At 71.2% G+C, this 14,326-nt stretch carries 13 protein-coding genes; 2 read left to right on the top strand and 11 right to left on the bottom strand.

What is annotated here, in order from left to right; genetic code table 11:
• Nucleotides 1-184 precede the first annotated feature (184 nt).
• Entirely contained in the window at nt 185-1,096 is a 912-nt protein-coding gene (trxA, locus tag ACEUEL_RS15675; RefSeq protein ID WP_405707270.1) for a thioredoxin, read from the top strand.
• A 14-nt stretch (nt 1,097-1,110) separates the two neighbouring features.
• Nucleotides 1,111-1,779 (top strand): LON peptidase substrate-binding domain-containing protein, encoded by a 669-nt coding sequence (locus ACEUEL_RS15670; protein ID WP_405707268.1) that lies wholly within the window; start codon nt 1,111-1,113, stop codon nt 1,777-1,779.
• 182 nt (nt 1,780-1,961) lie between these two features.
• Here ACEUEL_RS15670 and ACEUEL_RS15665 read toward each other — a convergent pair whose 3' ends face one another.
• From ACEUEL_RS15665 to ACEUEL_RS15615, 11 genes are all read right to left on the bottom strand, one after another.
• Entirely contained in the window at nt 1,962-5,150 is a 3,189-nt protein-coding gene (locus ACEUEL_RS15665; protein WP_405707266.1) for an efflux RND transporter permease subunit, read from the bottom strand.
• Entirely contained in the window at nt 5,150-6,406 is a 1,257-nt protein-coding gene (locus tag ACEUEL_RS15660) for an efflux RND transporter periplasmic adaptor subunit (protein WP_405707265.1), read from the bottom strand. The genes ACEUEL_RS15665 and ACEUEL_RS15660 overlap by 1 nt, the downstream gene beginning before the upstream one ends.
• The gene (locus tag ACEUEL_RS15655) at nt 6,403-7,050 is read right to left on the bottom strand and encodes a TetR/AcrR family transcriptional regulator (protein WP_405707263.1); all 648 of its coding nucleotides are present in this window, start codon (nt 7,048-7,050) and stop codon (nt 6,403-6,405) included. Before ACEUEL_RS15655 ends, ACEUEL_RS15660 begins: the two co-directional genes overlap by 4 nt.
• A 325-nt stretch (nt 7,051-7,375) precedes the next feature.
• On the bottom strand, nt 7,376-7,885 hold the full coding sequence (locus ACEUEL_RS15650; protein WP_405707261.1) for an RNA pyrophosphohydrolase: 510 nt from the start codon (nt 7,883-7,885) through the stop codon (nt 7,376-7,378).
• A 7-nt stretch (nt 7,886-7,892) separates the two neighbouring features.
• Entirely contained in the window at nt 7,893-8,264 is a 372-nt protein-coding gene (locus ACEUEL_RS15645) for a hypothetical protein (protein ID WP_405707260.1), read from the bottom strand.
• Between the two features lie 203 nt (nt 8,265-8,467).
• Nucleotides 8,468-9,835, bottom strand: a complete 1,368-nt coding sequence (locus ACEUEL_RS15640) for a S41 family peptidase (protein WP_405707258.1) — start codon at nt 9,833-9,835, stop codon at nt 8,468-8,470.
• Nucleotides 9,832-11,196 (bottom strand): murein hydrolase activator EnvC family protein, encoded by a 1,365-nt coding sequence (locus ACEUEL_RS15635; protein WP_405707257.1) that lies wholly within the window; start codon nt 11,194-11,196, stop codon nt 9,832-9,834. The genes ACEUEL_RS15640 and ACEUEL_RS15635 overlap by 4 nt, the downstream gene beginning before the upstream one ends.
• A 69-nt stretch (nt 11,197-11,265) precedes the next feature.
• Complete coding sequence (rlmH, locus tag ACEUEL_RS15630; RefSeq protein WP_405707255.1) at nt 11,266-11,748, bottom strand: 23S rRNA (pseudouridine(1915)-N(3))-methyltransferase RlmH; 483 nt, start codon at nt 11,746-11,748, stop codon at nt 11,266-11,268.
• 8 nt (nt 11,749-11,756) lie between these two features.
• A complete protein-coding gene (gene rsfS, locus ACEUEL_RS15625; protein WP_405707601.1) occupies nt 11,757-12,164 on the bottom strand; it encodes a ribosome silencing factor in 408 nt (135 codons plus the stop codon).
• Between the two features lie 128 nt (nt 12,165-12,292).
• A complete protein-coding gene (locus ACEUEL_RS15620) occupies nt 12,293-12,922 on the bottom strand; it encodes a nicotinate-nucleotide adenylyltransferase (protein WP_405707599.1) in 630 nt (209 codons plus the stop codon).
• Between the two features lie 32 nt (nt 12,923-12,954).
• Nucleotides 12,955-14,196 carry a glutamate-5-semialdehyde dehydrogenase gene (locus ACEUEL_RS15615; RefSeq protein WP_405707597.1) on the bottom strand — a complete coding sequence of 414 codons (1,242 nt, stop codon included), beginning with the start codon at nt 14,194-14,196 and terminating at the stop codon, nt 12,955-12,957.
• Between the last annotated feature and the right edge of the window lie 130 nt (nt 14,197-14,326).

Raw genomic sequence — 14,326 nt, 5'->3', positions numbered from 1 at the left:
GGTATGCCGGCGCCGCCGCCGGGCGATCCGGCCGTGCGCTCGCGACAGGCCGTGCGCTTGCGACAGGCGCGGCGCGCGGCGAGAGCGGCGTTGCATTCGGCGCGGAACCGACCATCTTAGCGCCAACGTCGCGGGGCCGCTCAGACGCGCGCCCGCGCATCCGGACGTAGCTGGAGACGACACGATGCTGCTCAACACATCCGCCCCCGCGGCGGCGCCCGCCGGCGACGATCTCGTCATCGACACCACGACCAAGACCTTCATGAAGGATGTCGTCGAGGAGTCGCGTCACCGCCCGGTGCTGGTCGATTTCTGGGCGCCCTGGTGCGGCCCCTGCAAGCAGCTCACCCCGATCATCGAAAAGGTGGTGCGGGCGGCCAAGGGCAAGGTGAAGCTCGTCAAGATGAACACGGACGAGCATCCGGCGGTCGCCCAGCAGCTCGGCATCCAGTCGCTGCCGACCGTCTACGCCTTCGTCAACGGCCAGCCGGTGGACGGCTTCATGGGCGCACAGCCGGAGAAGCAGATCCAGGCCTTCGTCGAGAAGCTGATCGGCGGTGCCGTCGGTGCCGACATCGCCGAGCTGATCGTCTCCGGCGAGGCGGCGCTCGCCGAGGGCGATCTCGCCGGCGCCATCGAGGTGTTCGCCCATGTGCTGGGCGAGGAGCCGGCCAATGCCAAGGCCATCGCCGGCATCGCCAAAGCCCAGCTCGCCGCCGGCCAGGTCGAGGAGGCCAAGGCGACGCTCGCTTCGGCCCCGGAGGCGGCGGCGAACGATGCCGCCATCGCCGCGGTGCGCGCGGCCATCGAGCTGGAAGAGGCCGCGGCGGCGCTCGGCGACGTCGGCGAGCTCGAGGCGAAGGTCGCCGCGCATCCGCTCGACCATCAGGCCCGCTTCGATCTCGCCCTCGCGCTCAATGCCCGCGGCAAGCGCGAGGAGGCGATCGACCAGTTGCTCGCCATCGTCAGGAAGGACCGCGCCTGGAACGAGGACGGCGCGCGCAAGCAGCTCGTGCAGTTCTTCGAGGCCTGGGGGCCGACCGACGAGATGACGTTGACCGGGCGCCGCCGGCTGTCCTCCGTGCTGTTCGCCTGACGGAGGCTGCGCCCATGGCCATCAACCGGCCTTATGCCGGACCGGGGGAACTGCCGGCGGTGCTACCGCTGTTCCCGCTCGAAGGGGCGCTGCTGCTGCCGCGCAGCCAGCTTCCGCTCAACATCTTCGAGCCGCGCTATCTCGCCATGGTCGATGCCGCCATCGCCGGCAGCCGGCTGATCGCGATGATCCAGCCGGAGCAGCCCGGCGATCCCAGCCCGTCCCCGAAGCTGGTCGGCGTCGGCTGCGCGGGGCGCATCACCGAGTTTTCCGAGAGCGGCGACGGGCGCTATTTCGTCACGCTCACCGGCGTGGCGCGCTTCCGGCTCGCCCGCGAGATCGCGGTCGATACGCCCTACCGCCAGGCCGAGCTCGATTTCACCGCCTTCGCCGACGACTTCACGCCCGATGCCGGCGCCGGCGCTGTCGATCGCACCGCGCTGCTGCGCACGCTGGCGGCCTATCTCGACGCCAACAAGCTCGAGGTCGACTGGGACAATGTGAAGGGCGCGCCGAACGAGGCGCTGGTGAACGGCCTCGCGATGATGTCGCCCTATGGCGCCCGCGAGAAGCAGGCGCTGCTGGAGGCGCGCGACCTGAAGACCCGCGCCGAGATGCTGATCGCCATCACCGAGATGGCGCTCGCCCGCACGGTGAACGAAGGCGACGCGCCGCTGCAGTAGGGAGCCTCGTCCGGCGGCCGCGTCGTCATCCCGGCCGAAGCGCCGGAATCGCTCTCCGACCAAGTCTGCTCCCGTCACCCGATCCCGGATCGCCACCTTGCGGCGTCCGGGATGAGGCCTGCGATGGCAGGAGAGGGCGGATCCATCCCCGCCGGGCTGGCGCGGCGTCGGTCCGCGCGACCCTATTCCGCGGCCATCGGCCGGTGCGGGCGCTGGGGCAGCGGATAGGCGGCGGGACCGGTCGCCGGGGCGGGCGATCCCGATCCGGCGTCGTGCTCCGGCGGCTCGTCCTTCGCGCCGACGAAGCGGCCGAACACCCGGCGCAGCAGCCCGCCGAGATCGTCCATCAGCGTGAACACCGCCGGCACGAAGACCAGCGACAGCACGGTCGAGGCCAGCAGCCCGCCGATCACCGCGATGGCCATGGGCGCGCGGAAGGCGGCGCCCTCGCCGAGACCGATGGCCGAGGGCACCATGCCCGCCGCCATGGCGATGGTGGTCATCACGATCGGCTGCGCCCGCTTGCGGCCGGCCTCAACCAGCGCGGTGGTGCGGTCGTGGCCGGCGGCGATCGCTTCGATGGCGAAATCCACCAGCAGGATGGCGTTCTTGGTGACGATGCCCATCAGCATCAGGAAGCCGATCACCACCGGCAGCGTCATCGCGTTGTTGGTGAGCAGCAGCGCGATGAAGGCGCCGCCCACCGACAGCGGCAGCGCGACCAGGATGGTGACCGGCTGCAGCACGTCGGCGAACAGCAGCACCAGCACGGCGAGCACCAGCATGACGCCCGCGCCCATCGCCACCGCGAAGCCGTTGAACACCTCCATCATAATTTCGGCGTCGCCGGATTCCTTCAGCACCACCCCGGCCGGCAAATTCTTCGCCGCCGGCAGCGCATAGACCTGCGCCAGCGCCTCGCCGAGCTGGGCGGTGCCGGCAAGATCCGCCTCGATGGCGACGCGGCGGGCGCGGTCGTAGCGGTCGAGGCTGGAGGGGCCGACGCCGAAGGTGATGTCGGCGACCGCCGAGAGCGGCACCGAGTTCCCGCTCGCCGTGCGCACCTTCAGCGTCTGGAAGGTGGCCAGCGCGCCGCGCGCGCCCTCGTCGAGCTGGACCCGGATCGGCACCTGGCGATCGCCGGCGGAGAACTTGGCGAGGTTCTGCGAGACGTCGCCGATGGTGGCGATGCGCACCGTCTCGGCGATGTCGGCGACGGAGACGCCGAGCTCGGCGGCCTCGCCGAGCTTGGGCACAACGCGGATCTCCGGTCGGTCCAGCGCGGCGGTGGTCACCACATTGGCCAGCGTCGGCACGCTGGTGCGGATCTCGCGTTCCAGCTCCAGCGCGGTCTTTTCCACCACCGCCCCGTCCGAGCCGGACAGGATGAGGGTGAATTCGCGCCCGCCGGGCCCGGCCCCGCCCGAAGCGCCGAAATTGGTGCGCATGTCGGGGATCTCCGCGATCTCGGCGCGGATGCGGGTCTCGAACTCCTTCTGCGTCGCCGTGCGGTCGGCGCGCGGCACCAGATTGACGATGAGCGTCGCCTTGCGCACCTCGCCCGAGGTGCCGCCCCCGTTGCCCGCGCCGGCGGTGCCGGCAGTGGCGAAGACGCTGGCGACCTCCGGCTGCTTGCGCAGCAGGGCGGTGACCTCGTCGACGGCGTCCTGCGTCGACTTCAGCGTCGAGCCCGGCGGCAGTTCCAGCGCCAGCACCGAGCGCGAGACGTCGGCGTTCGGGATGAAGCCGGAGGGCAGCAGGGTGGAGAGGTACATCGAGCCCGCGAACAGGCCGATGCCGGCGACGATGGTGATCCAGCGGTGCCGCACGCAGGCCTTCAGCAGGGCGACGTAGCCGCGCATCACCGCGCCGTCCGGCTTCTCGGTATGGCCGTGGTCGCGCAGGAAATAGGCCGCCATCATCGGCGTCAGCAGGCGCGCCACCAGCAGCGAGAACAGCACGGCGATGGCCACCGTGATGCCGAACTGCTTGAAATACTGGCCGGCGATGCCGCCCATGAACGACACCGGCATGAACACCGCGACGATGGTCAGCGTGGTGGCGACCACCGCGAGGCCGATCTCGTCGGCCGCCTCGATCGCCGCGCGATAGGGCGACTTGCCCATGCGCATGTGGCGCACGATGTTCTCGATCTCGACGATGGCGTCGTCGACGAGGATGCCGGTGACCAGCGTGACGGCGAGCAGGCTGACCCCGTTCAGCGAGAAACCGAGCACGTCCATCAGCCAGAAAGTGGGCAGGATGGAGAGCGGGATGGCGGTGGCCGAGACCAGCGTCGCACGCCAGTCGCGCAGGAACAGGAACACCACGAGGATGGCGAGGAGGGCGCCTTCGACGAGCGTGTGCATCGCCGATTCATAGTCGGCATGGGTGTATTTGACGGTGGAGTCGATCAGCGTGATGTCGACGTCCGGGTAGCGCGCCTCGAGCCGGCGCAGCTCGGCCTCGGCGTTCTCGGCGACGACGACGTCGGAGAAGCCCTTGGCGCGGTAGATGCCGAAGGCGACCACCGGCTTGCCGTCGAGCCGGGCGAAGATGCGCGGCTCGGCGGCGCCGTCGGTCACCGTGCCGAGGTCGGCGAGCCGGACCTGCCGCCCGCCGGGCAGGGCGATGCGGGTCTCCGCGAGGCCCTCCACGGTCAGCGCCCCGCCCAGCGTGCGGATCGACTGTTCCTGCGTGCCGATCTCGCCGCGCCCGCCGGCGAGGTCGACATTGGTGGCGGCGAGCTGGCGGTTGACGTCGGCGGCGGTGACGCCGAGCGCGGCGAGCTTGTCGGGGTCGAGCGAAATGCGGATCTCGCGGTCGACGCCGCCCTCGCGCTTCACCTGGGCGACGCCGCGCACGCCCTGCAGCGCGCGGATGACGGTGTCGTCGACGAACCAGGACAGCTCGTCCGCCGTCATGGTCGGCGCCGAGGCGGCATAGGTGACGATCGCCATGCCCTCGACATCGATGCGCTGGATCAACGGCTCCTCGATGCCCTGCGGCAGCTCGGTGCGGATCTTGGTCACGGCGTCGCGCACGTCGTTGACGGCGCGGTCGACCTGCGTCTCCAGCTGGAACTCAATGGTGGTGATCGAGGAGCCGTCGGAGATCGAGGAGGTGATATGCTTCACCCCCTGCACGCCGGCGACGGTGGTCTCGATCTTCTTGGTGACCTGCGTCTCCAGTTCGCTCGGCGCCGCGCCGGGCTGGGTGACGACGACGGTGACGATGGGCACGTCGATATTCGGCATGCGCGTGATCGGCAGCCGGTCGAAGGTGAACAGGCCGAGCGCGGTCAGCACCACGAACAGCACGATCGAGGGGATCGGCTTGCGGATCGCCCAGGCGGAGACGTTGAGGGCCATCAGGCGGCACCCCCATTGGCGAGCGGCACCGGGTTGACCCGGTCGCCGTCGCGCAGGAAGCCGGCGGCGCGGGCGACGACGCTCTCGCCCGCGGCCAGCCCGTCGGTGATCTCGACATAGCCGTCGCCGCGCAGGCCGGTGGCGACCTTGCGGGTGGCGACCACGCCGTCCTTCACCACCAGCACATGGGCGCCCTCGGGGGTGAACTGCACCGCCGACTGCGGCAGCGCGACACCCTCGTGGCGGGCGATCTCGATGACGCCGCGGGCGTAGGCGCCGGGCTTCAGGCCGGCATCCTCCGGCAGCGCCACGGCGACGCGGGCGAGCCGCGTGGTGCGGTCGACCTGCGCGCCGACGAGGCGCACCTTGGCGGCGACCGGGGTCGTATAGCCGGCCGGCGTCACCGCCACCGGTTGGCCGGGCGCAATGCGCGTCAGGATCGCCTCGGGCACTTCGGCATCGAGATCCATGGCGCCGTCGCGCACGATGCGGAATAGCGGCTCGGCATTGGCCGAGAGCACGATGGCGCCGAGCCGTGCCGAGCGGGCGGTGACGAGGCCGGCTTCCGGCGCGCGGATCTCGGTGCGGCCGAGCCGGACCTCGATCTCGGCGCGATTGGCGCGGATCTGCTCGGCTTCGGCCTCGGCGGCGGTGACCGATTCACGCGCGGCGACGACCTGCGCGCCGGCCACCTTCACCGCGCGCTCGCGCTGGTCGAGCACTTCCTGCGAGGTGGCTTCGGTCTTGCGCAGGGTGCGGGCGCGCTCCACCGAGGCCTGCGCCTCCACCTGCTGCGCTTCGGCCTGCACCAGCGCCGCCTTCTGCTGGGCGATGGCGGCCTGCGCCTTGGCGGCGTTGGCGGCGTTCTGCGCCAGCAATGTGTCGAGCATGTCGCGCGAGAGGCGCGCCAGCGTCTGGCCCTTGGCGACGCGGTCGCCTTCCTCCGCGAGGATCTCGACGATGCGGTAGCCGTCGAGCTCCGGCCCGACCATGATCTCTTCCCGCGCCACCAGCGTGCCGGTGACCGGCAGACGTTCGATCACCTCGCGCGGGGCGGCGGCGACCACGGAAACGGTGACGCCGCGGGGCTCGGGCGCCGCGGCCGGGGGCTCGGCGGGCGCCGCCGCCTGCGCGAGGTCGGGCATCAGCCCTTCCGGCAGGCGATCGCGGAACGCATAGCCGCCGATTCCCACCACCAGCGCGGTCAGCGCGAGGCAGGCAAGGACGCGGGCGCGGGTCGAAGGTCCGGTACTCATGGGTTCTGTTCCGTGGCGGGCGCCGGCGCGGGGGCCAGCATGCGCGCGATCAGGGCGCCGAGAGCCGGCATCTGCGCGGCCATGTCGGTGCGGTCATAGAGGCGATAGCGCATGACGAGGCCGTCGCCGATGGCGTTGAGCAGCAGCATCACCTGCTCGGTGTCGATGTCGCGGGCGACCTCGCCGCGCGCCTGCGCCCGTGCCAGCGCCCGGCGCATGGCGCCGTCGATCTCGTCCTCCACCGTCTCGAACATCGCCTTCATCTTCGGGTTGCGGGTCGCTTCGGCGAAGATCTCGGGGCCGAGTTCCGCGCACAGGAACGAGGTCTCGCCGGCAAACAGGCGACGACCCATCTCCGACAGGGCGCCGGCGAAGCTGGTTGCGGTGTCGAGCAGGGCGACGAGTTCGGCGCGCTCGCTGCGCTCCTCCTCGACGATGGCGATGATGATCGCGTCCTTGGAGGGGAAGTAGCGGTAGAGGGCTCCGGGGCTCATCTCGGCCGCGGCGCAGATCTCGTGCATGCTGGTGGCGTGAAAGCCCCCGCGCACGAAACACTGGCGCGCCGCGTCGAGGATCCGCCGGCGCGGGTCGCGGCGCGGCGTTGCGGGCGGGGCGGATGCGGCCTTGAGGGCGGCTGATGGCATGGCGGGACGAGCCTTACAGGAGCGGACCGAACGTTCGTTCGCAACTAAGGCGGGACCATGATGCGAGTCAAGAGCGAACGTTCGTTCGCGTCGCGCCGGTCGATAGACTTTGGTTGCGACCCATAAAGGGCCGCGCCGCCGGCGGAGGTGAGCGGGCGGTGCGGCGGGGGCTTGCCGGGACGGCCTCGATTTCAGAAGCCACGGCCGGTGCGGCGGCCGCCAAGTGGTGCGGGGCGGGGAGAGATCGGTTGCGTCCACCCGCCCGATCTGGCGACGGAACGACGAGGGCGGGGCAGCGTTTGTCCGGCGGCGGCGGAGGGGAGGATCAGCCGGGCGTCACATGCGGCCCGAACAGGCGCGCGACTTCTTCATAGACCGGCCGCTTGAACGGAACGATCAGCTCCGGCGTGCGGGCGAGGTCCTCCCAGCGCCAGTCGGCGAATTCCGGCTTGTGCACGCCCCCGCCGGGGCGGGCGACGTCGATCTCGGAATCCGGGCCGGTAAAGCGCAGCGCGACCCATTTCTGGGTCTGGCCGCGGTAGCGCCCCTTCCAGGACTTGCGGGCGAAGGCGGCCGGCAGGTCGTAGCTCAGCCAGCGCGGCGCCTCGGCGATCAGTTCGACGGAGCGGACGTTGGTCTCCTCGTAGAGCTCGCGCAGCGCCGCCTCGAGCGGCGTCTCGCCCTCGTCGATGCCGCCCTGGGGCATCTGCCACGCGAAGGAGCCGGCGATGCTGTCGTCGACGCCCCGGCGGCGGCCGAGGAACACCTTGCCGGCGCCGTTGACCAGCGCGATCCCGACGCAGGGCCGGTAGAGGAGCTCTGCCACGCGGGTCATCGCCCGGTCACGGCTTGGCGAGGGAGCCGGTGGTGAGGCCGTCCTCCTCCTCGGAGCCGACCGTGATGACCTCGCGCTTGCCGGTCTTGCCGTCGATGATAGTGATGGTGCGCCGGTCGGAAGGGGCCGCGGCGGAGACCGGCTCGTTGCGCAGCTCCGAGCGCAGCATCGGCGCATCGGGCGGCACGGCGGTGAGGGCGGGAACGGGGAGTTCGGCGCTCATCTCCGGCCGCGGAGCGGGCGCGCGCAGCGTGAACCAGCCGACCGCGCCGGCGAGGATGGTGGCGCCGACGAAGCCGAAGATCATCGCCGCGGCCCGTCCATGCGCGCCGTCACGTCCCGACAGATCGAGGCCGAGCGGCTGATCGAGCTCGTTCATTGCCACCGCTTTCAACGCGAATCGTTGGGATTCTATCAGCCACGACCAAGGCAGGAACGGGGCGGGCGCCGAATATTTCACGCCCGGAACGATCGATCCGGGTGCAAGGCGGTCCGGCGCGCCGGTCACGGCGTGCGCGCCGACGAAAATCCCGCCGGGGTCGCCGGCGGGATTGGGAACCGTCAGGGCCGGCAGCGTGCCGGTCAGTTCGGAACGGCAGCCTTGGGATCGGCCGGATAGGCGGCGTTCTTCTGCACGCCGTGGATCAGGTCGACGGCCATCTTGAGCTGGCTGTCGTCCTTCGGATCCGGCGGCACATAGGCCGGCGAGCCGGTCTTCTCCTCGTCGCCGTTCTTCAGGTGGCCCTTGAGCGAGGCCTCGCCCTTGGTCGAGGTGTCGGCCCCGGCGTCGATGCCGGCCTTGGCCTTCACGTCCGCGGGCACGTCCTGCACCAGCTCGATGTCGGGCTGGATGCCCTTGGCCTGGATGGAGCGGCCCGACGGCGTGTAATAGCGCGCCGTGGTCAGCTTCATCGCCTGGTTGCTGGAGAGCTCGATGATGGTCTGCACCGAGCCCTTGCCGAAGGTCAGCGAGCCGAGGATGGTGGCGCGCTTGTGATCCTGCAGCGCGCCGGCGACGATCTCGGAGGCCGAGGCCGAGCCGCCGTTCACCAGCACGATCACCGGCTTGCCCTTGGCGAGGTCGCCGCCGCGGGCGTTGATGCGCTGGGTCTCGTCGGCGTTGCGCCCGCGGGTCGAGACGATCTCGCCGCGGTCGAGGAAGGTGTCGGACACCTCCACCGCCTGGTCGAGCAGGCCGCCCGGGTTGTTGCGCAGGTCGATGATGTAGCCCTTGATCTTGTCCGCGCCGATCTTGGCGTTGAGATCCTCGATCGCCTGCTTCAGGCCCTCGCCGGTGCGCTCGGTGAAGGAGGTGATGCGGATATAGCCGATATCGTCGCCCTCGGGCCGCCCGCGCACCGACTTCACGTTGATGATGTCGCGCACCAGCGTGAGCTCGAGCGGCTTGTCGGAGCCCTTGCGGATGATGGTCAGCTTGATCGGCGTGGCGACGGCGCCGCGCATCTTCTCGACCGCCTGGTTCAGGGTCATGCCCTTCACCTCCTCGCCGTCGAGCGCGGAGATCAGGTCGCCGGCCTGCACGCCCGCCTTGGCGGCCGGGGTGTCGTCGATCGGCGCGACGACCTTGACCAGGCCGTCCTCCATCGTCACCTCGATGCCGAGCCCGCCGAACTGGCCGCGGGTCTGCACCTTCATGTCACGGAACTCCTTGGAGTCCATGAAGGTCGAGTGCGGGTCGAGCGAGGAGAGCATGCCGTTGATCGCCGCTTCGATCAGCTTGGCATCGTCGGGCTTGTCGACGTAGTCGGCACGCACCCGCTCGAACACGTCGCCGAACAGGTTGAGCTGCCGGTAGGTGTCCGAGGCCGCGGCGACGGCGCTGCTGCTCAGCAGCCCGCTCTTCGCCAGCAGCGCCGGCTGCGAGGCACCGACCGCGATGATCGCGCCGACGGCGGCACCCATGAGGAAAACTGACGTCCGACGCATCATCCGCGTACCTTCTCGCTCTCGCTCGTCACCCACCAGGGCGTTGGATCGATTGTTGTGCCGTCCTTGCGGAACTCAACATAGAGGACGGGTTGGGCGGTTCCAAGGCCGACCGCCGCAACTTGCGGTGAACGGCCCATCACGGCGATCGGCTCGCCGGACAGCACGAACTGACCGAGCTCGACCGAAATCCGGTCCATGCCGGCCATCAGGATATGGTAGCCATCGCCGGCATTGATGATCAAGAGTTGGCCGTAGCGGCGGAACGGGCCGGCGTAGACCACCCATCCATCGGCCGGGGCCGTCACCTGCGCTTCCGGCCGCGTGCCGATGGTGAGGCCTTTCTCGGCGCCGCCGAACCCGTCCGGCGTTCCGAAATCGCGCAGCCGCTGGCCGCTGACCGGCATCAGCAGATGGCCGCGCGTTTCGGCGAAGGCCACGGCGGGGGTCAGGCGGCCGGGATTCTGCAGGGCCGCCAGCCGGTCGCCGGGCTGCGGCGCGGCCATGTTGGCGGCCGCCTTGGCCGCTTCCGCCGCCTTGGCGGCGTCGGCCTTGGCCGCTTCCTCGGCGGCACGGCGGGCGGCGGCGATCTCGGTCTCCATGCGCTCCATCAGCTCGCGCACGTTGGAGGCCTCGGCGGCGAGGGCGGCGGCCCGCTTCCGCTCCCCGGCCAGCGCCGATTCGCCGCTTTCCTGATTGCGCTGGCGCTGCTCGACCAGAGCCGCGATGCGCCGCCGCTCGATCTCGAAGGATCCCTTCAATTCCGCGAGGGCGTCGCGTTCACGCGTCAGTTCGGCGCGCACGCGCTCCTGCTCGGTCAGTTCGGCGACGAGAAGGTCGGTCTCCTCGCGCAGTTCCGGCAGCACAGCGCCGAGCAGCATGGCCGAGCGCACCGAGCCGAGCGCATCGTCGGGGCGCACCAGCAGCGCCGGCGGCGGCTGGCGGCCCATCCGCATCAGGCTGCCCAGCACCTGCGCCAGCACGCCGCGGCGCGAATCGAGCGAGCGACGGATATCGCCCTCTTCCTTCTCCAGATTGGACAGGCGCTCCTCGCTGGCATCCAGCTTCGCCTCGGCCTCGCGCTGGCGGGCGGCGGCCTCCAGCAGGGCCGCGTTCAGCTTGGCCCGGTCGCTGCGGATCGCCTCGATCTCGGCCTTCAGCCGGTCCTGCTCGGCGGCGCTGCCCATCATCTCGGCGTTGAGCCGCTCGATCTTCTGCTGCTGCTCGGCGGTCTTGCCGCCGCTCTCGTCCCCCGGGGCGGCACCGGCCGGGACGGCCAGCACGGCCAAGCCGCAGGCGACCAGCGCCGCGCGCCGCAGGCGGGCGGGACGATGGCGGCGGAGCCTATGGGCACGGGGGTGCATGCGCGAGGGAACCGCAAAGCCTGTTAATACGGCGTAAACCATGTCGGGCCGGCCGGCGCCGGCGCGACGTCACGCCTTGTGATAGGGGTGCCCGGCGAGAATCGTCGCAGCCCGGTACAACTGCTCGGCGACCAGAACGCGTACGATCTGGTGCGGAAATGTGGCGCGGCCGAACGAAAGCTGGCGATCGGCACGTTCGCGCACGGCCTCGCCCAGCCCGTCCGCCCCGCCGATGACGAAGGCGAAGGAGCGGGCGCGGCGGTCGCGCAGGCTGGCGATGTCGCCGGCGATCTGCTCGCTGGAGAAGGCCACCCCGTTGGGATCGAGCGCGAGGACGGCGGCTTCCTCCGGCACCGCGGCGACGATGGCGGCGGCTTCCTCCGCCATGCGGTCCACCGGCCGGCGGGCGGCGCTCTCGGGGATTTCGACGATGTCGGGGCCGGAAAGGCCCATGTTGCGGCCGAGCTGGCGCGCGCGCTCGATGTAGCGCTCGCACAGTTCACGTTCCGGCCCGGCCTTCAGGCGGCCGACCGCCACGATCAGGAGACGCACGTTAGGCTTCAGCCGCGCGGGGCGACGTGAAGGCGCTCGGCACCGTCACGGCGGGCGCCCGCCCACATCTTCTCGATATTGTAGAAGCTGCGGACCTCGGGCTGGAACACGTGGACGATCAGGTCGCCGGCATCGATCAGCACCCAGTCACAGGCCGGCAGGCCCTCGACGCGGATGTCGCGGACGCCGCGCGCCTTGAGCGCCTCGATGAGGTGCTCGGCGATGGCGCCGACATGGCGCTGCGAACGACCCGAGGCGACGACCATGTGGTCGGCGATCGAGGTCTTGCCGCGCAGATCGATGGGAACAATGTCCTCGGCCTTGTCGTCATCAAGCCTGGCCAGGACGAAAGCGAGGATTTCCTCGGCGTCGACGGACGCTTGGGAAACCGGGGCGGGCGCCGGAGTGCTCGGGATGGCGGCCGCGGAGAGCGCCGGGGTTGACAGGGGGCGGAATCCTCTCGTCTGCGGCCTCTCGCGGACGGATCAATCCGTCTCGCCGCTGCCGCGCCTTCCAAGATAAGGGCCCGGAGGCTTATTTTCAACTACAACCCATGCTGCGCCGCCCGCAACCGTGTGGAGGAGAGCGGCGACTTCAGCCCGTGCAGGTAGACCCAGGCCGGCGGGGCCAGCGTCGGCAGGCGCGCGGCCTCGGCTTCCGGGATGCGCCAGCGGGCCAGCGCGCCGGCCGCCGGGGAACTCATCGCCGCGAAGGTCTCGCCCATGCGGTCGACCACGGCGATGGGCACGAGACTGGCGAGATCGCGCCAGCGCTGCCAGCGGTGGAAGCCGGCGAGGTTGTCGGCGCCCATGATCCAGACGAAATGCACCTGCGGGCAGCGCTGCACCAGCCGGGCCACCGTATCGCGGGTGTAGCGGGTGGCGAACCCGGCCTCGAGGCCGGTGGGAACCAGCGCGGGATGGGCGGCGAGGTGGCGCGCCTGTGCGATCCGCGCGCCGAGCGGGGGCAAGGCGCGGTTGTCCTTGAGCGGGTTGCCCGGCGAGACCAGCCACCAGACCCGGTCGAGCTCGAGCCGCTTCAGCGCCAGCAGGCTGACGGCGCGGTGGGCGTCGTGGGCGGGGTTGAAGGAGCCGCCATAGAGCCCGATCCGCATCCCCGCGGCGACCGGGGGGATGCGGGCGAGCGCGCGGTCGTGCGGCGCTTCCCCGCCCACCGGGACCCCCGAGGCCGAGGCGCGGCCGGCGGTCACGGGCGGGTCTGGCCCGTCCCGTGCACGCGGTACTTGAACGAGGTGAGCTGCTCGGCCCCGACCGGCCCGCGCGCGTGCATCCGGCCCGTGGCGATGCCGATCTCGCCGCCGAAGCCGAACTCGCCGCCATCGGCGAACTGGGTCGAGGCGTTGTGCACGACGATGGCCGAATCGACCTCGTCGAGGAAGCGCGCAGCGGCCTCCGCATCCTCGGTGAGGATGGCGTCGGTGTGGTGCGAGCCGTGGGTCTCGATGTGGTCGATCGCGGCGTCGAGCCCGTCGACCAGCTTCACCGCGATGATGGCGTCGAGATATTCGGTCTTCCAGTCCGCTTCGCTTGCGGGCGAGACGCGCGGGTCGACCGCCTGCGCCGCCGCATCGCCGCGCACCGCGCAGCCGGCGTCGAGCAGCATGGCGACCAGCGGGGCGAGGTGGGTCGGCGCGGCGGCGCGGTCGACCAGCAGCGTCTCGGCGGCACCGCAGACGCTGGTACGGCGCAGCTTGGCGTTGCGGACGATGTCGGTCGCCTTGGCGACGTCGATGGTCGGGTCGACATAGACGTGCACGATGCCCTCGAGATGGGCGAACACCGGCACCCGCGCCTCGCTCTGCACGCGGGCGACCAGGCTCTTGCCGCCGCGCGGCACGATGACGTCGAGATTGCCGTCGAGCCCGGCGAGCATGGCGCCCACCGCCGCGCGGTCGCGGGTCGGCACGAGCTGGATGGCGTCGGCGGGGAGGCCGGCGGCGACCAGCCCCTCGACCATCGCGGCGTGGATGGCGCGGCTGGAGCGGAAGCTGTCGGAGCCGCCGCGCAGGATCACCGCGTTGCCGGCCTTGAGGCACAGGCTGCCGGCATCCGCCGTGACGTTGGGCCGGCTCTCATAGATGACGCCGACGACGCCGAGCGGCGTGCGCACGCGCTCGATGGCGAGCCCGTTCGGGCGGGTCCAGCGCTCGGTCACCGCGCCGACCGGGTCGGGCAGGGCGGCGACCATCGCCACCGCGTTGGCGGTGGCCTCGATCCGCGCCTCGGTGAGGGTGAGCCGGTCGAGCATCGCCGCGCTCATGCCGGCAGTGCGGGCTTCCGCCACGTCCTCGGCATTGGCTTTGAGGATCTCCGCGCGGCGGGCGCGGATCGCCGCCGCGGCGGCGTCGAGGGCGGTGCGCTTGGTCTCGGCGGAGGCGAGGGCGAGGGCGCGGGCGCTCGCCCGGGCGCGGCGGCCGATATCGGCCATCAGCGCGGCGACGTCCGCGTCCGGCGCCGGCGCCACCGCCTGCGGCCCGCGATCGGTGGCGGCGCGGAGGGGCGTGAGGGCGGCAGGGCTGGCGGCGGACATGGCGGGTTTCCCGAAAGGCGGCGCAAGG

This window comes from Ancylobacter terrae (assembly GCF_045108345.1).
Lineage (GTDB): Bacteria > Pseudomonadota > Alphaproteobacteria > Rhizobiales > Xanthobacteraceae > Ancylobacter.
Note: the sequence above shows the minus strand (reverse complement) of the source record. Positions and strands in the feature narration are given on the sequence as shown.